The sequence below is a fragment of the Parasphingomonas caseinilytica genome, from assembly GCF_036663755.1.
In the GTDB taxonomy this organism is placed as follows: domain Bacteria; phylum Pseudomonadota; class Alphaproteobacteria; order Sphingomonadales; family Sphingomonadaceae; genus Sphingomonas.
The window spans coordinates 268,930-294,659 of sequence record NZ_JAXOJL010000004.1; the positions used below are offsets into that span (position 1 = coordinate 268,930).

The following is a 25,730-nucleotide window of genomic DNA, read 5'->3' on the forward strand; positions in this document are numbered from 1 at the left end:
GCGCCCTGCCTAGCCGCGCCGCCGCCGCCTCGCCAGCCTTGTTCTTTCCAAACTTTGTTGATCGATCTTCGTCGTATCGCCCGAAATGATAACTTGCCCCGAAACGAACCCTTCTGGAATTCGCAAACCGGTTATTAGCAGTTCGGTTTTATAACACCGATCAAGAAGGGGCAGCGGGTTGCGCCACGTCCGCAAGGGGCGTAGCGGTGCGACCGATCGCTGGGGGGCGTGATGAAGACCGCGAACGCACTCTACAAGACCGCCACCGGGACTGCGACGGACGATCTGTTCGCGCGCATCGGCGATTTCCTGTGGGAGCAGCGCCTGACCCCGGACCCGCACCATTACGCCTTCGCCTATCGCGTGGTGACCGAAGCGCAGGGCCCGTTCGGCCAGACGGTGGCGAAGCTGACCGATGGCGGCGTACGCCTGTCGCGGGCGGATATCGAGAAACTGGGCGGCAACGTCGCGATGGGCGCGGCGGAAGAGCAGGCGGCGCGCGCCAAAAGCGACGGGCTGGTCGCGCAGACTCAGATGCAGGTCGAGGGCTTCACCGACATCGTCCAGGCGATGCGGACGGAGACCGAGGATTTCGGCCGCGATCTCGCCGCCAGTGCGGATGCGATGAAGGATATCGGCCTCGGCACCGACGAAGTGGTGCGGCTGACCGGGGCGATGCTCGATCGGGTGCGTTCGGCGGAGAGCCGGCTGGAGGCGGCGACGCACGAAGCGAGCGAACTCCGCGCCAAGCTGGAGGAAGCGCGCGACAATGCCCGGCGCGATCCGCTGACCGACCTGCCCAACCGCCGTGCGTTCGAGGAAGCGTTCCACACGCAAAGCGCCAGCGGCGCGTCCTTGTGCATCGCGGTGTGCGACGTCGATCATTTCAAGTCGGTCAACGATCGCTTCGGCCATGCCGTGGGCGACCGCGTGCTGAAGGCGATCGCCGATGCCCTGTCCACCGCCTGCCCCGGCCATATGGTCGCACGCTATGGCGGCGAGGAATTCGCCATCCTGTTCAACGGCGTAGATCGCGCGACCGCGCTCGCCACGCTGGAAGAGGCGCGCGTTACGGTGGCGGCGAAGCGCTATCGCCTGCGCGAATCGGACGAACCGCTTGGCGCGGTGACCTTCTCCGCCGGGCTGACCCAGGCGGCCGAGGGTGAATCGCTTGGTACGGTATTCGGGCGGGCGGACAAGCTGCTGTATGCGGCCAAGCATGCCGGGCGGAACCAGCTCCAGATCGGCTGATGGATTTGCGCCAAGATCTGGCGTGAAATCCTGCGCGGATTGGCGTGATTTCGCATTCCGCGCATTTCGCTTTTTGCGAATGCAGTAATTCCAACGACTTACCGAATTGGCACGCTCCCTGCAAAGTCCCTGGCATCGGTGGACGGATGGTCCGGACCGCCGGAAACCAAGGGAGTAACCACCATGTCGTTCCATTTCGAAGCCGCCCAGCGCGTTGCAGTCTCGCTCGTTGCCGCAGTGTTTGTCGCCGCCGTGATGATCAGCGCCGCCGTTCCCGTCCTTCCGATCGCCTGATCGGAGGGGCCACCCGGCCCAACCATCCGAATCCGCGCGCTTCTTGTGCCGGATCGGTCTATATCCGTCCCGGGCATGACGCCCGGCGAGGACGATGACATGGCCAAGAGCCAGAAGAAATCGAACAAGGAAGTGCGCAAGCCCAAGGCCGAAAAGGTCAAGGCGATCGCCGCCAACAGCTCCACCAAGAACAAGGCCGTCGACATGGTCACGATTAAAAACTGACCGATGCGCGACGATGACAGCTTCGTCTATGACGAGGCGACCGGCGAGTGGATCAGCGCCGCCGATGCCGAAACCACCGAAGAGGGCGTGATCGTCCGCGACGCGGTCGGCAATGTGCTGGCCGATGGCGATCAGGTGACGTTGATCAAGGATCTGACCGTCAAGGGTGCGGGCCAGACGCTGAAGCGCGGCACGCTGATCAAGTCGATCCGTCTGACCGGTGATGCGCAGGAAATCGATTGCCGGTACGAGGGCATCAAGGGCCTCGTGCTGCGCGCCGAGTTCGTCAAGAAACGCTGAGCGGAGGCGGGATTGGGCGACATCCGCTTGCATGACAGCTGGCTGACGCCGCTGCGCGATCAATTCGACCAGCCGTATATGGCGGCGCTGAAGAGCTTCCTCGCCGCCGAGCGCGCGGAGGGCAAGCGCATCTTCCCGCCGCCGGCCGACTGGTTTCGGGCGCTCGATCTGACGCCGCTCGACCGGGTGCGCGTCGTGATCCTCGGGCAGGATCCTTACCATGGCGAGGGGCAGGCGCATGGGCTGTGCTTTTCGGTGCGGCCGGACGTGCGCACGCCGCCCAGCCTCGTCAACATCTACAAGGAGATCGAGGCCGATCTCGGCGTGCCGCGCGCGGCTCATGGCTTTCTCGAACATTGGGCCGAGCAGGGCGTGCTGCTGCTCAACACCGTGCTGACGGTGGAGATGGGGCTGGCTGCGTCGCACCGCGACAAGGGGTGGGAGCGGTTCACCGATGCGGTGATCAAACTGGTCAATGCCAGGACCGAGCCGGTCGTGTTCATGCTGTGGGGTGCGCATGCCCAGAAGAAGGCGGCGCTGATCGACGATGTGGCGCGCGGCGGGCGGCATCTGGTGCTGAAGGCGGCGCACCCCTCCCCGCTTTCGGCGCATAACGGCTTTTTCGGCAGCCGGCATTTCTCGCAAGCCAGTGCTTTCCTAGAGGAGCATCGGCGCGGCGCGATCGACTGGGCCTTGCCCCCGGCCGCCGATACGGGAGCGAAGTGACGGATGGCACGTTGATCTCCGCATAGGAGAAACATCATGTCCAAGACCGCACCCAAGACTTTAGCCGACATCGCAGAGGCGATGAAGCAGATCGACTTCGCGATGCTTTCCACCCGCACCGAGGACGGGATGATCGGCGCGCGGCCGATGAGCAACAACCGCCAAGTCGATTATGATGGCGACAGCTGGTATTTCACCACCGACGATACGCGGATGGTGGACGATATCGCCGCCGATCCCAACGTGTCGCTCGGTTATCAGGGCAAGGCCGGATTGCTCGGCCTGCGCCCCCTATTCATCGCGATCGAGGGCCGTGCGGTGCTGATCCGCGACAAGGCGCTGTTCGAGGAACATTGGACGAGCGGGCTCGACCGCTGGTTCCAGCAGGGCGTCGACACGCCCGGACTGGTGCTGATCAAGGTACACGGCGTGCGCGCGCATTATTGGGACGGCGAGGACGAAGGCGAGATCGTGCTGAAGGCGGACGCGCTGGCCTGATCGGGCTAGCTTCGGGGCGCGGCGGGGTTCGCGCCGTGCCCCGAAGTTCACACAAGGTCACACGGTATCGGGGGTCCGGCGGGGTCAAGGCACCCCCTCCGCGCCGCGAAGTTCACACAAGTTCACAGGGTATTGGGGTCACACGGTATCGGGCTCTTCGTCCTCGATATCGTCATCCTCGTCGTCCTCGTCGTCCTCGTCGTCATATTCCCAATCCTCCGGCTCGCCCCAGACTTCATTCTCGTCGTCATATTCGTCGGCGTACTCATCCTTCGGATCGGGATCCCCGGGGCCGAGGCCACGTTTGGCCCGTTCCAGCATCGCCTCAAATTCCGGGCCCAGGCCCTGCTGCGCATCCTCCTCCGGATGCCGCAGATCGGCCGGTAGGTGACCGGCATCGGCGCGCCGCAGGCGGAAATCGCGCACATCGGGATCGAGCGTCGCCGCCGGATCGGCTGGCGGCACGGGGCCGAGCCGGGCCAGCGCATCCTCGACCGGGAGCGGAAACGGCGCGGTGGCGGATACGGACGGCGCGGCGCGATCGCGGTGCAGATCACCATAACGATCGGGGAAATGCTTGCGCAGCAGGAACATCATCATCGCATCGCTCTGGCGGAAGCGGCGGCCGATGACCCGGCCTTCGCCATTATAGACCGGCTCCTCCGATCCATGCACGGCGCGTTCGAACGCGGCATCGACCAGGGCGAAGGCCGCCTGCTGGATCGCCGCATCCCAGGCGGCGGCGAACGCCTTGCCCTCCGGCGAGCGGCGCAGGCGATAGGCGCCGGACGTCGACATGCCGGACTGATCGGCGGCGCTGCGTACGCTGCCGGTATCGGCGAGATAGCCGATAAAGCTGCGCTGCCGTTCCGGCCCCCAGCCATCGACGCGCCGCGCGCGTGGCACGGGCACCCAATCGTAATCGTCGGGATCGAAGCCGTGCGCGTCCGGCGCGGGCTGGAGATCGGGGAGGGATTCGGGCGGGGCTTCCGGTTGGACGGGGACGGGCAGGTGGACGGAGGGCGACGCCACGTCGATCGGCGGCGTCAGCGGTTCTGGCGATACCGGATCGGGCGGGGCCGCCCGGCGCGATGCGCGCACCGTTGCAGGGGTTGCGGGGACGCCTCGGCCAGCAGCAGAGGCGCGGTTGCGGGTGGGTTTGCTTGCCATCCGACAGGGGGAACCAGACGATTTCCAAATAGGACAGCGATGTTGGATGGTTTTCGCGGGGGTGTTGCGCGCGGGCATCCATCAGGCCGATTGTCAGGCTTAGCGCAGAATCGTATAAACGCCCGCATGGCACAGATGAACATCTCGATCCCCGATCAACTCAAAAGCTGGGCGGAAGCGCGCGTGGCCGAGGGGCGGTACAGCAGCACCAGCGATTATGTGCGCGATCTGGTGCGGCGCGATCAGGAATATGCCGAGAAGTTGCAGCGCCTGCAGGCGGCGATCGACGAGGGACGCGCTTCCGGGGTGAGTAAGCGCGATCCGTTCGACTATCTGGCCGAGTTGCGGGACGGCCTGCGGCGCCGGTCCAAGGATGCCCATGCGGTTAGCCGAGCGAGAGAACGAGATCGATCTGGACAACACCTTCAACTATCGCGTGAGGCATTCCGGGCTGGCGTTGATGATCCGCTATTTATTGGTTAAGGATGCGTTTTTACGTACTTTAAATCTCTGAAGATCAGCGAAAACGGCAAACTTTGGAGCATATCGTACGCAGCTTGCTGATTGGTGAGAACTGCGTGTATTGCCAGACGCATTCTACACAATTTTTATCTTATGGACACTGAACGAGGCCAATGGATACTACTAGAGACGTGTAGCACCAAGTGAGTTATTATTTGGATTATAGCGCCCTCGCTTAAACGCTCCTGCTATCTGTTCAATCGCCGGTACACTTGCCGAGTATATATTGATCTCATATTTGGAGCAACCATATCAAAAACATCGTCTGCGATCCAAAAAAACCTAAGGCATGCACAGCCATAGCACGCGCAGTATATGTTCGTTATCATCCAATGAATTGTGAGCCAATTTAGCAAGGTAGTTACGCATAAATATAATATTTTATGTCTTGTTGAAATCTCGCATGATAAATGCGCTTTCAGTTTGTTATGTTATTCAGTCTTTTTGTCGCGCGCCCTGCCTTTGACCGGAGAACGTGTAACTGCCGCTTCGGCAGCTACTACACGCCGCTGCAGTTCAGCAATCTGAGATTGAACATCAGGAAAATCTGTTTCTACGTCGGCTACACTACGTGTGCGATCATCAGTTTCGTTATTTTTCGAACGATCTTCAGTATTTTTATCTCCAGGTCCCATCAACAACTTCCGTTCTGGAGCCATTAGCAACCTAGGAGTATGAGTCGACTGTTGACTCATTTCTGGTATTATAATCCCCGAATCTACGAACTTTTTACATGCTCCCATAGTTTTACGCCGAAGCTGCTCAGCGAGTTCAGGTGTTATAGACCCAGCTTCAGATAGCTTAGATATTTGCTCGAGAACGGGAAGCGCTTGCGATATCACTTCGAGTGATGCTCTTGATTGGGCATGCCGATGAAAAACAACCCTATCCCAAATAAATATTATCGTTTCTTTTATGGACGATATTACCTTAGCAGCGCCAAGAAGATCGAACGCTTTATCACTTCCGGAATCGCAGGCGAGCAGGACAAGACTATCAGAGCCTTCACCGATAAGCGATTCATGAACCTCGTAAAATTCAGTTATAGATTGGAGTGCAAATATTACTCTTTCTGTATTTGAAAATTCCCCAAAATTTTCCGCCAAGATAATAGTAATTAATTCTCTACCCCTAAGATATTCCGGCAAAGAAGAAGGATTAGATTTTGCCTCGGCAACAAAATCCTGACTAATTAAATCAATAATCTGCGGAGTAATGTGCAAGACATTGTTAACATTGCGCACATATTCATAAAGGTAAGAAGCTTCCTGCCCCTGTTCGACGCGTTCCCAAAAATTGGGTTCAAATATATCTGGCAATCCAAAAATCTTTAATATCTGTTTTTCCGGTTCACCGTATTGCGAATAGGCAATTACGGCCTTCTGAAAAACTGAAAATGATAGAGAAGATCCTTCTTTTGAGGATGTCCTTGCGGCCTTGAAAGCCTCTTCCAGCATATCTTGGATGCCAGTGGACACGATGTCGGTTCTGATCCGTTCCAGCGCCAGAATAAGTGTTTCCCGCCTCACCTAATTCTCCAAGATCCTCAGTCATAGAATTCAAGAACGATCTTCAAAAGTCAATCCGCCGGCAGATAAATCTCCCCGCCCTTTTCCTTAAACACCTCGCTCATTTCGGCCATGCCGCGTTCCGCATCCGCGTGCGTTGCGCCGTTGGCGAAGAGCGCGCGGTCGTCGTCGGCGGTTTCGGTTGCGGTGTCGGCGGCGATGAAGGCGTTGGCGGGCTGGTTCTGCTTTGCGGCGAAGTCGCGTACTTCCTGCGTGATCTTCATGCTGCAGAATTTCGGGCCGCACATCGAGCAGAAGTGGGCGGTCTTGGCGCCTTCCGCCGGGAGGGTCTGGTCGTGATATTGCTCCGCCGTGTCGGGATCGAGCGACAGGTTGAATTGGTCGCGCCAGCGGAATTCGAAGCGGGCGCGGCTGAGGGCGTCGTCGCGCATCTTGGCCGCCGGGTGGCCTTTGGCGAGGTCGGCGGCGTGGGCGGCTAGCTTGTACGTCACCACGCCGACCTTCACGTCGTCGCGATCGGGCAGGCCGAGATGCTCCTTGGGCGTGACGTAGCAGAGCATCGCGGTGCCGTACCAACCGATCATCGCGGCGCCGATGCCGCTGGTGATGTGGTCGTAGCCGGGGGCGATATCGGTGGTGAGCGGCCCGAGCGTATAGAAGGGCGCTTCGCCGCAGACCTGCAGCTGCTTGTCCATATTCTCCTTGATCTTGTGCATCGGCACGTGGCCGGGGCCTTCGATCATGACCTGCACGTCGCTCTTCCACGCGCGGTGGGTGAGTTCGCCCAATGTGTAGAGTTCGCTGAACTGTGCCTCGTCATTGGCGTCGGCGATGCTGCCGGGGCGCAGGCCGTCGCCGAGGCTGTAGGCGATGTCGTACGCCTTCATGATCTCGGTGATCTCGTCGAAGCGTTCGTAGAGGAAGCTTTCCTTGTGGTGGCTGAGGCACCATTTCGCCATGATGCTGCCGCCGCGCGAGACGATGCCGGTGACGCGCTTTGCCGTCATCGGGATATAGGCCAGGCGGACGCCGGCGTGGATCGTGAAGTAATCGACGCCCTGTTCGGCCTGCTCGATCAGCGTATCGCGGAAGATCTCCCACGTCAGATCCTCGGCGACGCCGCCGACCTTTTCCAGCGCCTGATATATCGGCACGGTGCCGATCGGGACGGGCGCATTGCGGATGATCCATTCGCGCGTGTCGTGGATGTTGCGGCCGGTGGACAGGTCCATCACCGTGTCCGCGCCCCAGCGGATCGACCAGACCATCTTGTCGACCTCGGCCGCGACGTTGCTGGCGACCGCGCTGTTGCCGATATTGGCGTTGATCTTGACCAGGAAGTTGCGGCCGATCGCCATCGGTTCGGATTCGGGGTGGTTGACGTTGTTGGGGATGATCGCGCGGCCGCGGGCGACCTCGTCGCGGACGAATTCGGGGGTGACGTAATCGGGGATGCTCGCGCCAAAGCTTTCGCCGTCGCGGGCGGCCTTTTCGCGCAGTTCGGCGCGGCCGAGATTCTCGCGGATGGCGACATATTCCATCTCGGGCGTGATGATGCCCTGGCGGGCGTAGTGCATCTGGCTGACGTTCTGGCCGGGCTTGGCGCGCAACGGGCGGCGGATGACGTTCGGATATTGCGGGACGCCGCCGGAGCGGTCCGGGCCGAGCTGGCCGTTATCCTCGGGGCGGATTTCGCGCGCGTCGTACGCCTCGACATCGCCGCGACCCATGATCCAGTCGCGGCGCAGTTCGGGCAGGCCGGCATTGATGTCGATGCGCGCCTTGGGGTCGCTGTACGGGCCGGACGTGTCGTAGACGCGCAACGGGGGTTCGCTGCACGTGGGATCGAGCATGATCTCGCGCATGGCGACCTTGACGGCGGGGTTTGTCGGCGAGGGGACGTGGATCTTGCGGCTGCCGCGAATGGGGCCGGTCGTTACGCCGATTTCGGTGCGGGCGGGGATGTCGGCCATGCGTGATGCTCCAAAATGTACGGAGCAAGGACGGTCTTGTGGCGACCTCCCTCCCTCCGCCCGCGCTAACGGGATCAGGTTCGGCGGGTCATGGCATCAGCCATATCTCAGCTGCTTCGGCGCAGCCCCCCGGGGATGCACGCAGCCTAAGCGCTTCGGCGGACAAAGGAAAGGCCGCGCAGGATTTCCGCGCGGCCTCCCGAGAGTGTCGATCGCGAGGGCGATCAGGCGTTGGCGGAGCTCGTCTTGAACGCCGCGAGGTTGGCGTTGACGCCGTTGGGGAAGAACGCCCCCATCGATGCGCCGGCCGTCTTCGCCGCGGTGTTGAGATAGACGATGTTGAGCACCTGCGAGACGCTACGGCTATAGGCGATGCCGTTGCCGTCCGTCGGCACCAGATTGGCGTCGGCGCCGTTGGTGATGCCCTGATCGTCGTCCGCCGCCGAAACGCTGGCGCTGACCACCGTGCCGTCCACGCTGTCACGCGCATCGGAAATCTTGTTGGCGTTGGTGATCAGGTTGTTGGACGGCGTGGCGATGCCCTTGTTGTAGAGCACCGTGCGGACGAGACCGGCATGATAGGCCTCGGCCGCGAGGATGCCCGCCGCCGCTTCCAGATACGTCTTGTTGGTGATCAGCGGGGCCGCACCCTTATAGGCGGTGACGCCGACGTCCTCGAAGATGAACGCGCCGAGCAGGAAGGCTTCCGGCGAGGCATAGGGATTGAAGTTGCCGGCCGTCTGGTCGATTCCTGCCGCCGTCGCGAGCGCGCTGAAGATCGCCGGGCTGATGTTGATGTTCGGCATGGCGACCGCCGCCGAGCCGAGCACCGAACGCAGGAACACGACGTGTGCCGCCTCATCCGCCGCGATCTCACGGGCATAGGCACCGACCAGAGCATCGCCGGAGAAATTGACCTGCGCGCCACCGGTGACGGTACCGCCGGCCGTGCCGGAACCGCTCGCCGTCTGGCTGGCGGTGAGGCCCGAACCGGTGACGGCGTAGAGGTAATATTGCGCTTCGAGATATTCGAGGTTGAGCGCGAAGTTCAGAATGTCGAGATCGAAATTGGCCGTGGTTGCCGTTGCCGTTGGGGTTGGCGTTGGCGTCGGCGTCGGTGTGGCGGTCGTGCCGTTGCCGCCGCAGGCGGAGAGCAGAGCCGCGCCGCCGAGAACGGCGGTGCCAGTGCCGGCGACCTTCATGAAGCGACGGCGTTCGTCGCGCCGCTTGTCGATGGCGGTGAGGACTTCAAGAGCGTTGTTGTGATCGATCATTTCGAAGATTCCCTGAAATATGGTGATGAAACGGAAGGGTAAGGATGGGCCCGAGTGCGCCTCATCCGTTCGCCTTGAAGGTTCCATTCACGCCATTGGGGAAGAACAGGCCGCTCGGGGTCGTCCGGTTGCCATAGACGATGTTCAGCACCTGCCCGGTCGAGCGGCTATAGGCCAGGCCGTTCGCATTGAGCGGCACGATGTTCGAAGCGAAACCGGTCGAGGTGTTCGAACCGGTAATGCCCTGATCGTCGTCCGCGCCGATGCCGATGGTGGAGTTTTCGGCTGGCGAACCATCGAGCGTATCGCGCAGGTTCGAAATCTTCTCGGTCGTTTCGAGCAACATCTTGGACGGGGTGGCAATGCCCTTGGCATAGAGCGATGTGCGCACGATCGCGGCGTGATACGCCTCGACCGCGAGGATGCCGGCCGCGGCCTCGAGATAGGTCTTGCTGGTGAGCAAGGGAGCGGCACCCTTATAGGCGGTGACGCCGACGTCTTCGAAGATGAATGCGCCGATCAGGAAGTTTTCCGGCGAGGCATAGGGATTGAACGGCGCGGCGGCAGTAGAAACGCCAGCAGCCATGGCCGCGACGTTGAACGCCGTCGGGCTGACGTCGATGTTCGGCATCGGCACGCGCGAGGTGCCCAGTGCAGTACGCAGGAAGCGGACATGCGCGAGTTCGTCGGCAGCGATTTCCTTGGCATAGGCACCGACCACGGCGTCACCGCTGAAATCGACCTTCTGGCCGGCGACCGTCGTGCCACCAGCGACGAGCGTACCGGCGACGAGATAGCCGTCCGTATCCGCAGCGGCGAGACCGGCGCCGTTCAGCGCATAGAGATAGAATTGCGCCTCGAGATATTCGAGGTTGAGCGCGAAGTTCAGGACGTCGGCATCGCTGAAGGTCTGCGCGGTGGCGACGCCGCCGAGCGTGACCGCCGCCGCACCGGCACCGGCGACCGCCGCCGCGCCGATCGCCGCCTTGAAGAATTCCCGGCGCTCGTTGCGCCGTTCGACGCGATTGTCGAACGTCTCGATCAACTGCTGCTGTGTATCGGTCATGCCGGTCGTCTCCCTTGGATCACTTCGGCGGATTACGCGAACACGATCGCCCTGATCCGCCGTTTCAGGGCCATCGACCGAAAATCACCGCCGTCTGGAACTGTCCGATGGAGGACATCGGCACGGCATTTCAAGCTATACGTTCGTATTCACGAAACGGACGCAGCAAGCGTGCGAGAAATAACGAAATAATTTAACCACGGCTGAACCCCGTATGCACACCCATGGCGGCCTCCCCGGCGAAGGCCGAGGAAGGGAAGGTGCGTGAGGATCAGAACGTGTAGGCCAGCCCGACCGCGCCGAGCCACTGGTTCCGGTCGCCGGCGATGCTGACGATCGGGCTGCGCGCGAAATCGCCGAGCAGGCGCGAATAGGAGACGCCGCCGACCAGCGACAGGCCGTGCAGCAGATCCCCGGTCAGCGAATAGGTCGCGAAGGCGGTGGCCTGATAATTCTTCCAGCCCTTGCCGGCATTGTAGACCGGCAGCGTGCTGGCCAGCGAACCCGCGGAATCGACGCTGAAATAGGTATCGGCATATTCGCCGCCGACATAGACCGCACTGGCGGACAGGCCGACATAGGCCTTGCGGCTGAGCGGCGTGCCGTAATCGATTTCGGGCGTGATGATGTAGCTCTTGTGCGCCTTGTTGATGTCCTGAACGTAGGACACGCTGACGCTCAATTTGTCGTAATCGCTGGTGATCACGCCGGTCTTGCCGATGCCGGTATAGCCGCCGACCTCGATTGCGGTCTTGCGCTTGCCCAGCGCCTCGACGGGGGTGTCGTTGATGGCCTTCAGGCTGGTGCGATCGAAATTGAGCCCCGCGACCGGACCCAATTGGAAATCCCAGGTCGGGCCAGGTTTGTTCGGCACGACATCGACGAACAGCTGCGCACCGCGGGAGATGAAGCTGATACCGGAAACGGTACCGCGGATGAGCGCGCCGGGAATGACGCGGTTCTTGTCCGAACCTTCATAGCCGGGAATCGTGGCGACGCCGATCGCGATCGACACGCTGTCCCCGCCGGTGTCGATTTCCGACTGCGGCAGCGCCGGAGGTCCGGCGGTGTCGGCATTCTGGGCGAAGGCGGGGGCGGCGGAGAGAGCGAATGCCACACCGATCAAGGGGGCCAGATGGCGGATCGGCAGGTTCAAGATCAATACTCCCGGAGAAAACAGTTCGGCAGCAACGCGTGCGAAACGCGTTTGGCTCCGGCTTTCGCCGTCAGAACATATACTTCATACGGACCTGTTGCCGATTGGCATCACCGGCGAGCGTGAAGCGGGCGGCGGTGAAGCGCGGCGGGCCGAACGTGATCGTGGGATTGCGCGAAAAACCGAAGCCTTCGCGCGGGATGCCGAGCATCGTATCGAGCTTGTTGTTGCTGTTCTCGTCATGGATCACGGCGAGCGCGTAATCACCGGCGGGCAGGCCGGCGAACACCATGTCCGTCTGGCTGGCGGGCACCGAGCGGGTGACGGCGCGGGCATCGTCGACACAGGCCGGGAAATTCTTTGGGTCGGCCGTCAGGCAGAGGCGCAACATGCCCTTTGCGTTGCGCAATTTCGCGACATCGATGTGCAGGTCAGCGACCGGGCTCGCCCCCGGCAACAGGCACAGCAGCGCCATCGACGCGCCGGCCACGCGGATCATCGCCGTGCCTGAACTTGAACGTGCCGATCCCCGCGTCGGTGCGGCAGAGTCGATCCCAGAAGCGGAAATAGAGACCATAATTGCACCCGTATCGTTCGTGATGCCGCTGATGATGGCTCGCGGTGATCAACCAGCCGCCCAGGCGCCCTCTCCACATCGGTGCCGGAAACATCTCCCAGCCCATATGGTTGGTGACACCCATAACCGTCATCACCGTGAGTACCACCCCGAGTGCGGCGGGATGGATCGGAATTGCGAAGACCAGTAGCGGAATTATCACAGCGCCGGTCAGCGCCTCGATCGGGTGGAAGGCCATCGCCGCCCAGGCGGTGGGGGGGCGGCTGGCGTGATGCACGGCATGCGCCAGCTTGAACGGGCCGGGCCGGTGCATCCAGCGATGCGTCCAGTAGAACCAGGTATCGTGCGCGAAGAGATAGAGCAGGATCGAGAGCGGCAGATACCAGAGCGGGTATGCGTTCAGATCGGCATAGACCCGCGTCCAGCCGTGATTCTGCCAGCCCCAGGCGATGACGCCCGCCGGCACGCCGTAGATCGCGGCGGAGGCGAGGCTCCAGCCGATCTCGCGCCGCATCTGCCGGTCGAGGCCCTTGTACAGGCCCGGCTGGCGTACCGAGGTGAGCGCGGCGAACGCGCCGCTGACGATCAGGTAGCGTAACCCCACGATGACACTCATCGCGAGCGCGGAGAGGGAGACGGCGAGGGCGATGTTGGCGGCGGCGGTCATCCGGGGTGGGTATAGCTTGCGTAGGCAGCCGGACCAATCCTTCTTAGCCCCTCCCCTTCAGGGGAGGAGTAGGGGTGGGGCGGTCCCATCTCGAAGAGACCAGCGCCAGAATTTGCGGCACGGCCCCACCCCAACCCCTCCCCTGAAGGGGAGGGGCTTCTTTTTGCGGGTCCGACCGTCGTCAGGATGACGGCAGCGTGAGGGCAAGAGCAGAACGTCGCAGGTTACGCACATCAGGGCATATGCGGGGCATAAGTGCTTGCGCGCGCGGCGGGATCGGCTAACCGCTGCGCCATGGCGACGATTATCCCATGTGATGTGGCGATCGTCGGTGCGGGTCTCGCCGGCGGGATGATCGCGCTGGCGCTCAAGCGTAAACATCCCGAACTCGACATCCGGCTGATCGACGCGAGCCGCGCGATCGGTGGCAATCACCTGTGGTCGTTCTTCGGCAGCGACGTGGCGGAGGCGGATCGCTGGATCGTCGCGCCGCTGGTCAGCTATGGCTGGAAGACTTACGATGTCGCCTTCCCCGCGCATCGCCGACAGATCGCAGCGTCTTATTATTCGATCGAATCGGAGCGGCTCGATGCCGTGGTGCGGCAGACCTTGCCGGCACAGGCCCTGATGCTCGGGCGCAAGGTGCTGGGCGCCAGCCCGACGGCGGTGCTGCTGGAGGGTGGCGACCGCATCCAGGCGAAAGGCGTGATCGATTGCCGCGGCACCGGCGACCTGTCGCTGCTCGAACTGGGCTGGCAGAAGTTCGTAGGGCGCGAATTCCGGCTTTCCGAACCGCATGACGCTCCGCACCCGATGGTGATGGATGCGACCGTCGAGCAGATCGACGGATATCGTTTCGTCTATTGCCTGCCGCTCGCGGCGACGCGGATGTTCGTCGAGGATACCTATTACAGCGACACGCCCGATCTCTACATCTCGACCTTGGCCGATCGCATCCATGACTATGTCGCCGCACGCGGCTGGGTGATCGAACAGGCGGCGCGCGAGGAAGCGGGCGTGCTGCCGGTGGCGATGGGCGGCGATTTCGACCGCTATTGGCTGAGCGGCGGCAACAAGACGGCCAAGGCCGGGATGCGCGCCGGGCTGTTCCACCCGACCACCGGCTATTCGCTGCCCGATGCGATCCGCACCGCCGCGCTGATCGCGAACGCCGGCGACCTGAGCGGTGCGGCGCTGCACGATCTGACGTACGGTTTTGCGAAGAGGACATGGCGCGCGCGCGGATTTTATCGCATGCTGGACAAGATGCTGTTCAAGGCGGCCGAGCCGGCGGAACGCTATCGTATTCTCGAACGCTTCTATCGGCTGTCGCCCCAGCTGATCGGGCGCTTTTATGCAGGACGCTCCTCGATGACCGACATGGCCCGCATCCTTTCCGGCAAGCCGCCGGTGCCGATCGGCCGGGCGCTGCATGCGATCACCGGCGGCATCCACGGCACGTCCGCATGAGCAGCGCCCCGCCCAAGACGACCGACCGCAGCGCGATCGTGATCGGCGCGGGATTCGGCGGGCTGGCGCTCGCGATCCGGCTGCAATCGGCGGGCGTGCAGACGACGATCGTCGAAGCGCGCGACAAGCCCGGCGGGCGGGCGTACGTGTGGGAGCAGGACGGCTTCACCTTCGACGCCGGGCCGACCGTGATCACCGATCCGGCGTGTCTGCAGGAATTATGGGCGCTGACCGGGCGCGAGATGAGCGAGGACGTGACGCTCGCCCCCGTCCAGCCATTCTACCGGTTGAGTTGGCCGGACGGCACCACGTTCGATTACACCAACGACGATGCGCTGCTGAACGCGCAGATCGCGCAACTCAATCCCGACGATGTCGCGGGCTATGCCAAGTTCCTCGAATATTCGGCCGGCGTGTTCCACGAGGGATACGAGAAGCTCGGCCATGTCGCATTCCTCGACTTCGCGTCGATGATCAAGGCGGCGCCGGCACTGGCCAAATATCAGGCGTGGCGATCGGTCTATTCGATGGTGTCGTCGTTTGTGAAGGACGAGCATCTGCGCCAGGCTCTGAGCTTCCACACGCTGCTGGTCGGCGGCAATCCGATGACGACCAGCGCGATCTATGCGCTGATCCACAAGCTGGAGCGTGACGGCGGCGTATGGTTCGCGATGGGCGGCACGAACCGGCTGATCGCGGGCATGGTGACGCATTTCGAGCGGCTGGGCGGCGTGCTGAAGCTGGCCGATCCGGTTGTCAGCATCGAGACGATGGGCGACACCGCGACCGGGGTGACGACGGCGAGCGGCTGGGCCGCCAATACCGATATGGTGGCGTGCAACGGCGACGTGGTGCACACCTATAAGGATCTGCTGAAAACCAGCCGGTCGGGCCAGCGGACCAAGGCGAAGCTGGAGCGCAAGCGTTACTCGCCGTCTTTGTTCGTAGTGCATTTCGGGATCAAGGGCACATGGCCGGGCATCCCGCACCATTCGATCCTGTTCGGCCCGCGCTACAAAGGGTTGCTGGCGGACCTGTATGATACCGGGGTGCTGCCGGAGGATTTCTCGCTGTACCTGCATCATCCGACCGTGACCGATCCGAGCCTGGCGCCGGAGGGACATTCGGCTTTCTACGCGCTGGCTCCGGTGCCGCACATGGGCAAGTTCCCGGTCGATTGGGACGAGATCGCGCCGGTGCTGGAAAAGCGCATCCTAGACGAGATCGGGCGGCGGCTGATCCCCGATATCCACGAGCGGATCGTGACGAAATTCTCGTACACGCCGAAGGATTTCGCGCGCGACCTGAACGCGCATCTCGGCAGCGCCTTCTCGCTGGAGCCGATCCTGACGCAGAGCGCGTGGTTCCGCGTGCACAATCGCGACGATCATATCCCGAACCTGTATTTCGTCGGGGCCGGCACGCATCCGGGCGCTGGGATACCAGGGGTTGTGGGGAGTGCCAAGGCGACGGCGGCGCTCATGCTGGAGGGGGCGAAGTGAAACGCCTTGCGATCTATTGCGGGTCGGCGACGCCGGCGGACCCCGTTTATGTCGAATCTGCCCGCGCCGTTGGCCGCACGCTCGCCGAACGCGGGATCGGCGTCGTCTATGGCGGCGGGCGGCTCGGGTTGATGGGCGCGGTCGCCGATGGCGCGCTCGAGGCCGGTGGCGAGGTGATCGGGATCATCCCGCAAGCCCTGGTCGATGCCGAAGTGGCGCACCGCGGCTGCACCGAACTGCACGTCGTCGGTACGATGCACCAGCGCAAGCAGGCGTTCACCGACCTGAGCGACGGGTTCATCAACCTGCCCGGCGGGACGGGCACGATGGACGAATTGTGGGAAGCGCTGAGCTGGGCGCAGATCGGTTATCATGCCAAGCCGGTCGGGCTGCTGAACGTCGCGGGCTATTACGATCATTTGATCGCCTTCTATGCGAAGATGGGCGAGGTCGGGTTCCTGCGGCCGCAGCATCAGGGGATCCTGCTGATCGACGATGCGCTGGACGGGTTGCTGGCGCAGATGACGGCGCATGTGCCGATCGAGACGATCACGAAGATGAAGGCCAGCGATTTGTGAGAATTGGGCCGGCGCACAATCTCCGCCCTCCGTTCGGGCTGAGCCTGTCGAAGCCTATGCCCCGAACCGCGCCTCGTGCCCTTCGACAGGCTCAGGGCGAACGGCGGACTGCGTGAGCGGCCCACCCGCCCTCCCCACGCGCGATGCGATCGTCGCGACGGCGCAGGAATCGATCGCGCGCGGGTCCAAGAGTTTCGCCGCCGCCAGCAAATTGTTCGATCGCCGGACGCGGGAGCGGGCGTGGCTGCTCTATGCGTGGTGCCGGGCGTGCGACGATATCGCCGACGGGCAGGATCATGGCCATGACATGAGTGTGGTCGACGATGCGCCGGAGCGGCTGGCGCGGATGACCGCGATGACCGAGGCGGCGCTGGCCGGAGAGACGATCGGCGATCCGGCGTTCGACGCGCTGCGCATCGTCGCCGCCGAGACGCGGATGCCGCACGCCTTCGCCCGCGACCTGATCGCCGGCTTCGCGCTGGACGCGGGCGACTGGCGGCCACGCAGCGAGGCGGACCTGTACAAATATTGCTATCATGTCGCGGGCGTCGTCGGGTGCATGATGGCGGTGGCGATGGGGGTTTCGCCGGACGATGCCGAGACGCTGGACCGGGCGTGCGACCTGGGCATGGCGTTCCAGCTATCGAACATCGCACGCGATATCGAGGAGGACGACCGGGTCGGGCGCGCTTACGTGCCCGAAGACTGGTTCGTCGAGATGGATATCCCGCCGGGCCAGCACATGAAGCCGCCGTTCCGGGCGCGCCTCGCGGTGCTGGCGCGGCGGCTGGCGGAACGATCGGCGAAGTTCGAGGCGAGTGCGCGAGTGGGCACGCCGAAGCTGTCGTTCAGGTCGGCCTGGGCGGTGCTGGCGGCGGCGGACATCTACGGCGCGATCGGGCGCACCGTGGCCGAGCGCGGCGAGCGGGCGTGGGATAGTCGGGTCACGACGTCGAAGCTGGACAAGGTGCGCTTCATTGCGCGCGCGTTTCTGGCGGCGGGGCGGCGGCAGGCGCTGTATCCGCCGGCGGCACGGGAGATCGATTGGGTGCGGCCGGGGCGGTGAGGCGCTTTTAAAACGAGAGGCGCGTATGGGGCACGTGCTTCGACAGGCTCAGCACGAACGGGTTGAAGGGATCGCATTTAGCCGGCTCACGCTTCCCCGGCGAAGGCCGGGGTCCAGTCGCGAAGGTCGATGTAACTTCGCGCAGCGCCCGATCACTTCTGTTTCCCGACTGGGCCCCGGCCTTCGCCGGGGAAGCAGCAGAAAGGGGAAAGGGTAACGCCCTGCTAACCCCATTCCGTAGCGGGGCGCTCATCAGCCTGGCCTTACCTTCCCCGTCATGACGATGCTTTCCCTGCGCCTGTCGCGTGCCCTGTCGCAAGGGCGCGCTGCGCAACATGAACCGCACAGCCGGGCGAGCCTGCTCGCCACGTTGCTGCGCAAGCGCGCGGCGGCGCATAATGTCGGGGCGGACGAGCTGGAGGCGCTGTTGCGCGAACAGATCCTGTGGTCGCTGCCGATGCAGCGCGAAACCGATCCTTCAGCCGAGTAACGGTTCGCCGCGATAGGGTTTGTGGTGCAGCCGCGATGCGGCCAGCCCGCCGATCGATGGTGCCGCGATCGCCGCGATCTGCATCCATAATGGGTGCGGCAGCGCCAGGATGTTGGCGATACCGGCCGCGGCCACGAGCAGGGCGATGATCCAACCCGCCCAGCGCCAGTCGCTGACCCGCAGCGCCAGCCACGCGCCGCCGAACGCGCCGATCGTCCAGCCGAGGACGACCATCAGCTTGGCCGGGAGGGGCACCGCAGCCATCGTTACGGCCAGCGCGGCGGGATCGAGCGTCTCGAGTTCTTGCGGGAAGGGATAGAGCAGGGTGGCGAGCGCCTCCATTCCCGAGATCAGCACCGTCGCGGCGATGGCACCTAGCACGATGCCGAGAATGCGGCGCATCCAGCGTGCCTTATGGATATCGTTCGTTTTGCGCATCAAAAATCCCTGCCGATTATGACAGGGGTTTGATAGCAAAGAGCTGAGGGCGCAATCGCCTCGCGATTTACCGTCCCTCCGTTCGTGCTGAGCTTGTCGAAGCACGTGCCACGAACGCCCATTTGAGCTTGGGGCACGCCCTTCGACAGGCTCGGGGCGAACGGGGCGGGGTGCGGGAAAAGTGAGCTGGCCTGAGACTCTCGAAGGTTACCCGTTCCGCTTCGCCCCACCGCGCGCCTGGACCATCTGCTGGCCATTCATGCGGCAAGTAGCGGAGACGACGGGATAGTCCACGTCGGTGTTGCGCATCAAAGCGGCTGGCATGGCCGCCTGGCATTGCTGCATCGTGGAATAATGCGCGCGTTCGACCCGGGCCTCGGCGCAATTGGCGCTGCCGTCCGAACATCCCATGATCGCCATGACGAAGAACAATGGTTCCACAGTCTTTCTCCCCGGGGGTTTCGTCTCCCGTTCCGCACCTAAAATCGATGAAGCGCCCCACTTGTTCCATCGGGCGCTTTCATGGGGGCTTGACCCGCCCTACATAATGGCCGTGCCACCGATGACCGAACCCACCAGCGCCGAGCGCCCGTTGCTGCCGACGCTCAGGCGCTTCCTGCCCTATCTCTGGCCTGCCGATGCGCCCGCGTTGCGGCTGCGCATCGTCGGCGCGATGACGCTCGTCGTGTTCTCCAAGCTGGTGCAGGTGTACGGCGCACCATTCGCGTTGCAGGGCGCGGTGGACGGGATGGCGAAGGGGGATCGATCGGCAACCACGCTGATCCTCGCTCTGGTGATCGGTTACGCCACGGCGCGCTTCGCCTCGGTGCTGTTCGACAATCTGCGCAACGCGGTGTTCGAACGCGTCGGGCAGGATGCGACGCGACGGCTGGCGGCGAACGTGTTCCGGCACCTGCATCAGCTCTCGCTGCGCTTTCATCTGGAACGCCGCACCGGGGCCGTGACCAAGGTGGTCGAGCGCGGCACCAAGAGCATAGATACGATGCTGTATTTCCTGCTGTTCAACATCGCGCCGACGATCCTGGAACTGGCGCTGGTCGTCGGCATCTTCGGCACGAAATTCGGCGGATGGCTGGTGACCGCGACGCTGGCGATGGTCGTGGCGTACATTGCCTTCACGCGCTGGGTGACGGACTGGCGTGCGGCCTTGCGCACGCGGATGAACGATCTCGACACCGGTGCGGTGGCGCATGCGGTGGATTCGCTGCTCAATTTCGAGACGGTGAAATATTTCGGCGCCGAGGAACGCGAGGCGAAGCGCTATGATGCGGCGATGACGGCCTATGCCGGGGCGGCAGTGAAGAGCGAGAATTCTCTCGCTTGGCTGAATATCGGCCAGTCGCTGATCACCAATGCGATGATGGCGTTCGGCATGGGGCTGATCGTGTTCGGCTGGAACCGGGGCGAATTCACCGCCGGCAACGTGGTGCTGGTGTCGACGCTGCTGGCGCAATTGTTTCGCCCGCTCGATCTGCTCGGGATGGTCTATCGCACGATCCGGCAGGGCGTGATCGACATGGGCAGCATGTTCGACCTGATCGATACGCCAAGCGAAGTGACCGACGTGGCCGACGCGCCGGCGCTGGTTGTGGGCAAGGGGCATGTGCGGTTCGAGGACGTGCGCTTCGGGTACGACGATGACCGCCAGATTTTGAAGGGCATCGATCTCGACATTCCGGCCGGCCACACGCTGGCGGTGGTCGGGCCGTCGGGTGCGGGCAAGAGCACGCTCGCGCGGCTGATGTACCGTTTCTACGACCTGACCGGCGGGCGGATCACGATCGACGGGCAGGATATAAGCCAGGTCAGCCAGGCGTCCTTGCGCGCCGCGATCGGCATCGTGCCGCAGGATACCGTGCTGTTCAACGATACGATCGGCTACAATATCGCTTATGGCCGCGAGGGCGCGAGCCGGGCGGAGATCGAGGGCGCGGCGCGTGGCGCGGCGATTGCGACCTTCATCGAGGGGCAGAGCGAGGGATATGATACGCGCGTCGGCGAGCGCGGGCTGAAGCTGTCGGGCGGCGAGAAGCAGCGCGTGGCGATCGCGCGCACGCTGCTGAAGAACCCGCCGATCCTGATCCTGGACGAGGCGACCAGCGCGCTCGACAGCCGCACCGAAGGCGAGATTCAGGCGACGCTGGAGGATATCGAGCGCGGGCGCTCGACGATCGTGATCGCCCACCGCCTGTCGACGGTGGTGCATGCCGACGAGATCGTCGTGCTGGAGGCGGGCGCGGTGGTGGAGCGCGGGAGCCATGCGGCTTTGCTCCGACGCAATGGTCTATACGCCGAGATGTGGAACCGGCAGGCGCAGGAGCGTGCGGAGGAAGAGGGTGTGCTGGCGGCGGAGTGAGTGGTGCTCACCTGCCGTCATGCTGAACTTGTTTCAGCATCCATGCGCGGTCATCCATCTTACTGACACTGTCCCTTTGGCAAACGACCGCGCCTGGATCCTGAAACGAGTTCAGGATGACGTGGGTGGGGAAGGCCGGCGCGAATTCACTTGCCGTTCCGCGACATAGGATCGACAAACCGCGCCATCCAAACGTTCCGAGGAACCACGATGATCGCTCGCCTGCTCGCCACTTCAGTCTTGGTATTCGCCACGCCCGCTACCGCGCAAAACGCTGCCAACCCGTTCGCCAAGCCCAGCACTCTGCCCTATCAGGCGCCCGATTTCCGCGCGATCAAGGATGCGGATTACCTGCCGGCGTTCGAACAGGGGATGAAGGATCACCTCGCCGAAATCGACGCGATCGCCGCCAATTCCGCCGCACCGACGTTCGACAATACGATCGTGGCGATGGAGAGATCCGGGCGGATGCTCGACCGGGTTAGCCAGATATTCTTCGCGCTGAGCCAGGCGAACACCAATGACGCGCTGCAGGATATCGAGACGAAGGTCTCGCCCAAGCTGAGCGAGCATTTCGACGCGATCTCGCTCAACGCGAAGCTGTTCGCGCGCGTGAAGGCGTTGCAGGACAAGCGCGCCACGCTGAAGCTGACGCCGGAACAGGCGCAATTGCTGACCGTCACGTATCAGGGCTTCATTCGCGCAGGTGCGCAGCTGAACGCCGCCGACCAGACGAAGCTGCGCGCGCTCAACACGCAGATTTCGACCCTGCAGACCGCGTTCCAGCAGAAACTGCTCGCCGGAACCAAGGCGGGTGCGCTGGTGGTGGACGATGTGAAGAAGCTCGACGGGCTTGGTGCGGACGGCATCGCTGCGGCGGCCAAGGCGGCGGCAGATCGCGGTCTGAAGGGCAAATGGGTGCTGCCGCTGCAGAACACGACGCAGCAGCCGGCGCTTGCCTCGCTGACCGACCGGGCGACGCGCGAGGCGTTGTTCACCAAGAGCTGGACGCGCACCGAACAGGGCGACGCCAACGACACGCGCGCGACGATTACCGAACTGGCGCAGTTACGCGCGCAGAAGGCCAAATTGCTCGGCTTCCCGACCTATGCCGATTATTCGCTGCAGGATCAGATGGCCAAGACGCCGACCGCGGCGCTCGGCTTCCTCAAGCAGTTCGGCCCGGCGCTGGCCGCCAAGCAGCGCGCCGAGGCAGCGGAATTGCAGGCGCAGATCAAGGCGACTGGCGGCAATTTCGACCTGAAACCGTGGGACTGGAACTTCTATTCGGAACAGGTGCGCAAGGCCAAGTACGCGCTGGATGGCGATGCGCTGAAGCCGTATTTCGAGATCAACAAGGTGCTGACCGACGGCGTATTCTATGCCGCGAACCAGCTGTACGGCATCACCTTCAAGGAGCGGAAGGATCTGCCGGTCTACGATCCCGACATGCGCGTGTTCGAGGTGTTCGAGGCGAACGGCACGACGATCGGCGTGATGTATTTCGATTATTGGAAGCGCGACAACAAGTCCGGCGGGGCGTGGATGTCGAACTTCGTCGGGCAATCCAAGCTGCTCGGCACCAAGCCGGTGATCTACAATGTCGCCAATTTCACCAAGCCGGCGGCGGGCAGCCCCGCGCTGATCAGCTTCGATGACGTGACGACGATGTTCCACGAATTCGGCCATGCGTTGCACGGCCTGTTCGCCGATCAGGTGTATCCGACGCTGTCGGGCACCAACACGGCGCGCGATTTCGTGGAATTCCCGTCGCAGTTCAACGAGAATTGGGCGCTCGATCCCAAGGTGCTGGCGCATTACGCGGTGAATTACAAAACCGGCGCGGCGATGCCGCAGGCCTTGGTCGACAAGATCAAATCCACCCGCACCTTCAATCAGGGCTATTCCACCGGCGAGGCGCAGGAGGCGGCGCAGCTTGACATGGCATGGCACGCGCTGCCGGCCGACGCGCCCAAGCAGGATGTCGATGCGTTCGAGGCGAAGACGCTGGCGAGCATGGGGCTGGAGACCGCCTATGTCCCGCCACGCTACCGCACGAGCTATTTCTCGCACATCTGGGGCGGCGGCTATGCGGCGGGCTATTACGCTTACGCCTGGACGCAGATGCTCGATCACGACGCGTTCGCGTGGTTCGTCGCGCATGGCGGCCTGACCCGCGCCAACGGCCAGCGCTTCCGCGACCTGATCCTGTCGCGCGGCCATACGCTGGAATACGGGCCGATGTTCAAGGCGTTCTACGGCAAGGATCCGGATGTCGGACCGATGCTCGACTATCTTGGGCTGAATGCGGTGCCGGCGGCGAAATAATCTAGGCGAGCAGGTCCTGCGTGTCCGGATGCCGCTCGATGTACGCGGCGACGAAGCTGCATTCGGGCATGACCCTCAATCCCTTCGCGCGCGCCTCGGCCAGCGCGAAGGCGATCAGGCGGCTGGCGATCCCCTGCCCTTCGATCGGTTTCGGCACGATGGTGTGCGTGAAGGTGATCGTGCCGCCATCCAAGCGATAGGCGGCGAAGGCGGTCTCGCCGTCCTGTTCGAGTTCGAAGCGGCTCTGCGCGGTATTGTCGTGCGGTTCGGTCATGGGCCGTGCTTAGCAGGTTGGACGCGGAGCCTGAAATGACTAGGTGCATGGCGATGCCCCTCGATCCGCTGCCCACATTGCAATCCACGTTCGGTTTTCCCGGTTTTCGCGGGGTACAGGCCGATGTCGTCACGCGCGTGCTGGCGGGGGAGAATACGTTGGCGGTGATGCCGACCGGGGCGGGCAAGTCGCTGTGTTATCAATTGCCCTCGGTCGTGCTGGAGGGGACGTGCGTGGTCGTTTCGCCTTTGATCGCGCTGATGCACGATCAGTTGCGGGCGGCGACGGCGATCGGGATTCGCGCCGCGACGCTCACCTCGGTCGATACCGATCAGATAGAGACGATAAAGCGGTTCCGGCGGGGAGAGCTGGACCTGCTGTATGTCGCGCCGGAGCGGGCATCAGGCGGGGCGTTTCGCGAACTGCTGTCCCAGGCGAAGCTGGCCTTGTTCGCGATCGACGAGGCACATTGCGTTAGTGAATGGGGCCATGATTTCCGCCCCGATTACCGCCTGCTGCGCCCGCTGCTCGATCATTTCCCGCAGGTGCCGCGTCTCGCACTGACCGCAACCGCCGACGAGCATACCCGCGCCGACATCCTCGATCAGCTCGGCATTCCGCGCGAGGGGATGATCGTCGCCGGGTTCGACCGGCCCAATATCCAGTACCGCATCAGCCCCAAGGACAATACGACGCGGCAGATCGCCGACCTGATCGCGGAGACGCCGGGGGCGGGGATCGTCTATGTCCAGAGCCGTGCGGGGACCGAGAAGATGGCCGAGGCGCTGGCCAAAGCCGGGCGACCGACGCGGGCCTATCATGCGGGGCTCGACCCGCATGTGCGGGCGAAGAACCAAGCCGATTTCGTCGCCTCCGAGGATATGGTGATGTGCGCGACGGTTGCGTTCGGGATGGGGATCGACAAGCCGGACGTGCGCTTCGTTGCGCATGCCGGGCTGCCGAAATCGATTGAGGCCTATTATCAGGAAACCGGCCGCGCGGGCCGCGACGGCGATCCGGCGGTGGCGCATCTGTTCTGGGGCGCGGAGGATTTCGCCAAGGCAAGACAGCGGATCGGCGAGGTCGAACCGGCGCGTCAGGCGGGCGAGCGCACGCGGCTGACGGCTTTGGGCGCGCTGGTCGAGACGCCGGGGTGCCGGCGGCGCATCCTGCTCAAGCATTTCGGTGACGATGCGCCTGAGAATTGCGGCAATTGCGACAATTGCCTGAACCCGCCTGCGGCGATCGACGCGACGGAGGTGGCGAGGAAATTCCTCTCCGCCGTCTTTCGCACGGGGCAGAGCTTTGGCGTCGGCTATATCGAACAGGTGCTGACCGGGATTTCGAGCGAGCGCAGTTTGATGAACGGGCACGAGGCGCTGGGCGTGTTCGGCATCGCATCGTCGGGCGAGGAGCAGGCGCTGATCAAGCCGGTGGCGCGGGCGCTGCTGCTGCGCGATGCGTTGCGGGCGAACGATTTCGGCGGGCTGGAATTCGGCCCCGGGGCGCGCGGGATCCTGAAGGAGGGCGAGACTGTCTCGCTGATCGTGCCGCCGAAACGCGAGCGGCGGCGGCGCGGGAGTTCGGCGGGGACGGTGGCGAACCCGACCGGCGATCCACTGTTCGAAGCGTTGCGCGCGAAACGCCGCGCGCTGGCAGCGGAGGCGAGCGTGCCGCCTTACGTGATTTTCCACGATTCGGTGCTGCGCGACATGGCGTCGGTGCGTCCGGGCACCTTGCGCGCGCTGGGGGAGATCAGCGGGATCGGGCAGCGCAAGCTGGAGGCGTATGGCGAGGCGTTTCTGGCGGTTATTCGCGAGGGGTGATCCTGCACGCTCGGTAACGGATCCGCGTTTCCCACTCCCTTCCGTCATCCTCGCGAATGCGAGGATGACGCTTCTTCTACTTGGTGCGGGGCAAGGCAGCGGGATCCCCGCCTTCGCGGGGATGACGGAATGAGCGATAGCCTTCGTGTCTTC

General features: G+C 63.5%; 25 protein-coding genes and 1 riboswitch. Of the genes, 14 read left to right on the top strand and 11 right to left on the bottom strand.

What is annotated here, in order from left to right:
- Positions 1-231 precede the first annotated feature (231 nt).
- The 5 genes from U1738_RS11275 to U1738_RS11295 all read left to right on the top strand — a co-directional run bounded on the left by U1738_RS11275 (position 232) and on the right by U1738_RS11295 (position 3,294).
- Complete coding sequence (locus U1738_RS11275; protein ID WP_332789147.1) at positions 232-1,251, top strand: GGDEF domain-containing protein; 1,020 nt, start codon at positions 232-234, stop codon at positions 1,249-1,251.
- Between the two features lie 369 nt (positions 1,252-1,620).
- Entirely contained in the window at positions 1,621-1,770 is a 150-nt protein-coding gene (locus U1738_RS11280; RefSeq protein ID WP_332789148.1) for a hypothetical protein, read from the top strand.
- A gap of 3 nt (positions 1,771-1,773) precedes the next feature.
- Entirely contained in the window at positions 1,774-2,070 is a 297-nt protein-coding gene (locus U1738_RS11285) for a zinc ribbon domain-containing protein YjdM (protein ID WP_332789149.1), read from the top strand.
- Positions 2,071-2,082: 12 nt separating this feature from the next.
- Positions 2,083-2,796: a uracil-DNA glycosylase gene (gene ung / locus U1738_RS11290; protein WP_332789150.1), complete on the top strand. Its 714-nt coding sequence runs from the start codon at positions 2,083-2,085 to the stop codon at positions 2,794-2,796.
- Positions 2,797-2,832: 36 nt separating this feature from the next.
- Entirely contained in the window at positions 2,833-3,294 is a 462-nt protein-coding gene (locus U1738_RS11295; RefSeq protein ID WP_332789151.1) for a pyridoxamine 5'-phosphate oxidase family protein, read from the top strand.
- Positions 3,295-3,432: 138 nt separating this feature from the next.
- Here the strand turns inward: U1738_RS11295 and U1738_RS11300 are convergent, their stop codons facing one another.
- Positions 3,433-4,464, bottom strand: a complete 1,032-nt coding sequence (locus U1738_RS11300) for a hypothetical protein (RefSeq protein WP_332789152.1) — start codon at positions 4,462-4,464, stop codon at positions 3,433-3,435.
- Positions 4,465-4,590: 126 nt separating this feature from the next.
- Between U1738_RS11300 and U1738_RS11305 the strand changes: the two genes are divergently transcribed.
- A complete protein-coding gene (locus tag U1738_RS11305; protein WP_332789153.1) occupies positions 4,591-4,947 on the top strand; it encodes a type II toxin-antitoxin system ParD family antitoxin in 357 nt (118 codons plus the stop codon).
- 470 nt (positions 4,948-5,417) lie between these two features.
- On the opposite strand, the gene U1738_RS11310 is transcribed toward U1738_RS11305, so the two are convergent.
- From U1738_RS11310 to U1738_RS11340, 7 genes are all read right to left on the bottom strand, one after another.
- Positions 5,418-6,515 carry a hypothetical protein gene (locus U1738_RS11310; RefSeq protein WP_332789154.1) on the bottom strand — a complete coding sequence of 366 codons (1,098 nt, stop codon included), beginning with the start codon at positions 6,513-6,515 and terminating at the stop codon, positions 5,418-5,420.
- A 50-nt stretch (positions 6,516-6,565) separates the two neighbouring features.
- Positions 6,566-8,488 carry a phosphomethylpyrimidine synthase ThiC gene (gene thiC, locus U1738_RS11315; RefSeq protein ID WP_332789155.1) on the bottom strand — a complete coding sequence of 641 codons (1,923 nt, stop codon included), beginning with the start codon at positions 8,486-8,488 and terminating at the stop codon, positions 6,566-6,568.
- 34 nt (positions 8,489-8,522) lie between these two features.
- Positions 8,523-8,630: riboswitch (TPP riboswitch) on the bottom strand.
- A gap of 82 nt (positions 8,631-8,712) precedes the next feature.
- A complete protein-coding gene (locus tag U1738_RS11320) occupies positions 8,713-9,762 on the bottom strand; it encodes a ferritin-like domain-containing protein (protein WP_332789156.1) in 1,050 nt (349 codons plus the stop codon).
- Between the two features lie 61 nt (positions 9,763-9,823).
- Positions 9,824-10,828 carry a ferritin-like domain-containing protein gene (locus tag U1738_RS11325; RefSeq protein ID WP_332789157.1) on the bottom strand — a complete coding sequence of 335 codons (1,005 nt, stop codon included), beginning with the start codon at positions 10,826-10,828 and terminating at the stop codon, positions 9,824-9,826.
- A gap of 271 nt (positions 10,829-11,099) precedes the next feature.
- On the bottom strand, positions 11,100-11,984 hold the full coding sequence (locus U1738_RS11330) for a MipA/OmpV family protein (protein ID WP_332789158.1): 885 nt from the start codon (positions 11,982-11,984) through the stop codon (positions 11,100-11,102).
- A 70-nt stretch (positions 11,985-12,054) separates the two neighbouring features.
- Positions 12,055-12,483, bottom strand: a complete 429-nt coding sequence (locus tag U1738_RS11335) for a DUF2141 domain-containing protein (protein WP_332789159.1) — start codon at positions 12,481-12,483, stop codon at positions 12,055-12,057.
- Positions 12,416-13,228, bottom strand: coding sequence for a sterol desaturase family protein (locus U1738_RS11340; protein WP_332789160.1), 813 nt, complete (start codon positions 13,226-13,228; stop codon positions 12,416-12,418). The genes U1738_RS11335 and U1738_RS11340 overlap by 68 nt, the downstream gene beginning before the upstream one ends.
- 294 nt (positions 13,229-13,522) lie before the next feature.
- On the opposite strand from U1738_RS11340, the gene crtY reads away from it, so the two are divergent.
- The 5 genes from crtY (at position 13,523) to U1738_RS11365 (ending at position 18,334) form a co-directional block, all read left to right on the top strand.
- The gene (gene crtY / locus U1738_RS11345) at positions 13,523-14,698 is read left to right on the top strand and encodes a lycopene beta-cyclase CrtY (protein ID WP_332789161.1); all 1,176 of its coding nucleotides are present in this window, start codon (positions 13,523-13,525) and stop codon (positions 14,696-14,698) included.
- On the top strand, positions 14,695-16,200 hold the full coding sequence (locus U1738_RS11350; RefSeq protein ID WP_332789162.1) for a phytoene desaturase: 1,506 nt from the start codon (positions 14,695-14,697) through the stop codon (positions 16,198-16,200). Before crtY ends, U1738_RS11350 begins: the two co-directional genes overlap by 4 nt.
- Positions 16,197-16,778 (top strand): LOG family protein, encoded by a 582-nt coding sequence (locus U1738_RS11355; RefSeq protein ID WP_332789163.1) that lies wholly within the window; start codon positions 16,197-16,199, stop codon positions 16,776-16,778. Before U1738_RS11350 ends, U1738_RS11355 begins: the two co-directional genes overlap by 4 nt.
- Before the next feature lie 112 nt (positions 16,779-16,890).
- Complete coding sequence (locus U1738_RS11360) at positions 16,891-17,844, top strand: phytoene/squalene synthase family protein (RefSeq protein WP_332789164.1); 954 nt, start codon at positions 16,891-16,893, stop codon at positions 17,842-17,844.
- A gap of 277 nt (positions 17,845-18,121) precedes the next feature.
- Positions 18,122-18,334 (top strand): hypothetical protein, encoded by a 213-nt coding sequence (locus tag U1738_RS11365; protein WP_332789165.1) that lies wholly within the window; start codon positions 18,122-18,124, stop codon positions 18,332-18,334.
- Here the strand turns inward: U1738_RS11365 and U1738_RS11370 are convergent.
- Complete coding sequence (locus U1738_RS11370; RefSeq protein ID WP_332789166.1) at positions 18,323-18,772, bottom strand: hypothetical protein; 450 nt, start codon at positions 18,770-18,772, stop codon at positions 18,323-18,325. The two genes, U1738_RS11365 and U1738_RS11370, sit on opposite strands and share 12 nt — an antisense overlap.
- A 207-nt stretch (positions 18,773-18,979) precedes the next feature.
- Positions 18,980-19,213 carry a hypothetical protein gene (locus tag U1738_RS11375; RefSeq protein ID WP_332789167.1) on the bottom strand — a complete coding sequence of 78 codons (234 nt, stop codon included), beginning with the start codon at positions 19,211-19,213 and terminating at the stop codon, positions 18,980-18,982.
- 121 nt (positions 19,214-19,334) lie between these two features.
- On the opposite strand from U1738_RS11375, the gene U1738_RS11380 reads away from it, so the two are divergent.
- Positions 19,335-21,149 carry an ABCB family ABC transporter ATP-binding protein/permease gene (locus U1738_RS11380; RefSeq protein WP_332789168.1) on the top strand — a complete coding sequence of 605 codons (1,815 nt, stop codon included), beginning with the start codon at positions 19,335-19,337 and terminating at the stop codon, positions 21,147-21,149.
- Positions 21,150-21,359: 210 nt separating this feature from the next.
- On the top strand, positions 21,360-23,477 hold the full coding sequence (locus U1738_RS11385; RefSeq protein ID WP_332789169.1) for a M3 family metallopeptidase: 2,118 nt from the start codon (positions 21,360-21,362) through the stop codon (positions 23,475-23,477).
- 1 nt (position 23,478) lies between these two features.
- On the opposite strand, the gene U1738_RS11390 is transcribed toward U1738_RS11385, so the two are convergent.
- Positions 23,479-23,751 carry a GNAT family N-acetyltransferase gene (locus tag U1738_RS11390; RefSeq protein ID WP_332789170.1) on the bottom strand — a complete coding sequence of 91 codons (273 nt, stop codon included), beginning with the start codon at positions 23,749-23,751 and terminating at the stop codon, positions 23,479-23,481.
- A gap of 53 nt (positions 23,752-23,804) precedes the next feature.
- Here U1738_RS11390 and recQ point away from each other — a divergent pair, with 53 nt between their 5' ends.
- Positions 23,805-25,577 (top strand): DNA helicase RecQ, encoded by a 1,773-nt coding sequence (gene recQ / locus U1738_RS11395; protein WP_332789210.1) that lies wholly within the window; start codon positions 23,805-23,807, stop codon positions 25,575-25,577.
- Positions 25,578-25,730: the final 153 nt, after the last annotated feature.

Excerpts from the sequence above, each read along its gene's own strand:
- U1738_RS11335 (WP_332789159.1), bottom strand. The coding sequence starts at position 12,483 with ATGATCCGCGTGGCCGGCGCGTCGATGGCGCTGCTGTGCCTGTTGCCG.
- U1738_RS11300 (WP_332789152.1), bottom strand. The coding sequence starts at position 4,464 with ATGGCAAGCAAACCCACCCGCAACCGCGCCTCTGCTGCTGGCCGAGGC.
- U1738_RS11385 (WP_332789169.1), top strand. The coding sequence starts at position 21,360 with ATGATCGCTCGCCTGCTCGCCACTTCAGTCTTGGTATTCGCCACGCCC.
- U1738_RS11380 (WP_332789168.1), top strand. The coding sequence starts at position 19,335 with ATGACCGAACCCACCAGCGCCGAGCGCCCGTTGCTGCCGACGCTCAGG.
- U1738_RS11275 (WP_332789147.1), top strand. The coding sequence starts at position 232 with ATGAAGACCGCGAACGCACTCTACAAGACCGCCACCGGGACTGCGACG.
- recQ (WP_332789210.1), top strand. The coding sequence starts at position 23,805 with ATGCCCCTCGATCCGCTGCCCACATTGCAATCCACGTTCGGTTTTCCC.
- U1738_RS11350 (WP_332789162.1), top strand. The coding sequence starts at position 14,695 with ATGAGCAGCGCCCCGCCCAAGACGACCGACCGCAGCGCGATCGTGATC.
- U1738_RS11365 (WP_332789165.1), top strand. The coding sequence starts at position 18,122 with ATGACGATGCTTTCCCTGCGCCTGTCGCGTGCCCTGTCGCAAGGGCGC.
- U1738_RS11295 (WP_332789151.1), top strand. The coding sequence starts at position 2,833 with ATGTCCAAGACCGCACCCAAGACTTTAGCCGACATCGCAGAGGCGATG.
- thiC (WP_332789155.1), bottom strand. The coding sequence starts at position 8,488 with ATGGCCGACATCCCCGCCCGCACCGAAATCGGCGTAACGACCGGCCCC.
- crtY (WP_332789161.1), top strand. The coding sequence starts at position 13,523 with ATGGCGACGATTATCCCATGTGATGTGGCGATCGTCGGTGCGGGTCTC.
- U1738_RS11390 (WP_332789170.1), bottom strand. The coding sequence starts at position 23,751 with ATGACCGAACCGCACGACAATACCGCGCAGAGCCGCTTCGAACTCGAA.
- U1738_RS11340 (WP_332789160.1), bottom strand. The coding sequence starts at position 13,228 with ATGACCGCCGCCGCCAACATCGCCCTCGCCGTCTCCCTCTCCGCGCTC.
- U1738_RS11280 (WP_332789148.1), top strand. The coding sequence starts at position 1,621 with ATGACGCCCGGCGAGGACGATGACATGGCCAAGAGCCAGAAGAAATCG.
- U1738_RS11305 (WP_332789153.1), top strand. The coding sequence starts at position 4,591 with ATGGCACAGATGAACATCTCGATCCCCGATCAACTCAAAAGCTGGGCG.
- U1738_RS11320 (WP_332789156.1), bottom strand. The coding sequence starts at position 9,762 with ATGATCGATCACAACAACGCTCTTGAAGTCCTCACCGCCATCGACAAG.
- U1738_RS11325 (WP_332789157.1), bottom strand. The coding sequence starts at position 10,828 with ATGACCGATACACAGCAGCAGTTGATCGAGACGTTCGACAATCGCGTC.
- U1738_RS11370 (WP_332789166.1), bottom strand. The coding sequence starts at position 18,772 with ATGCGCAAAACGAACGATATCCATAAGGCACGCTGGATGCGCCGCATT.
- U1738_RS11285 (WP_332789149.1), top strand. The coding sequence starts at position 1,774 with ATGCGCGACGATGACAGCTTCGTCTATGACGAGGCGACCGGCGAGTGG.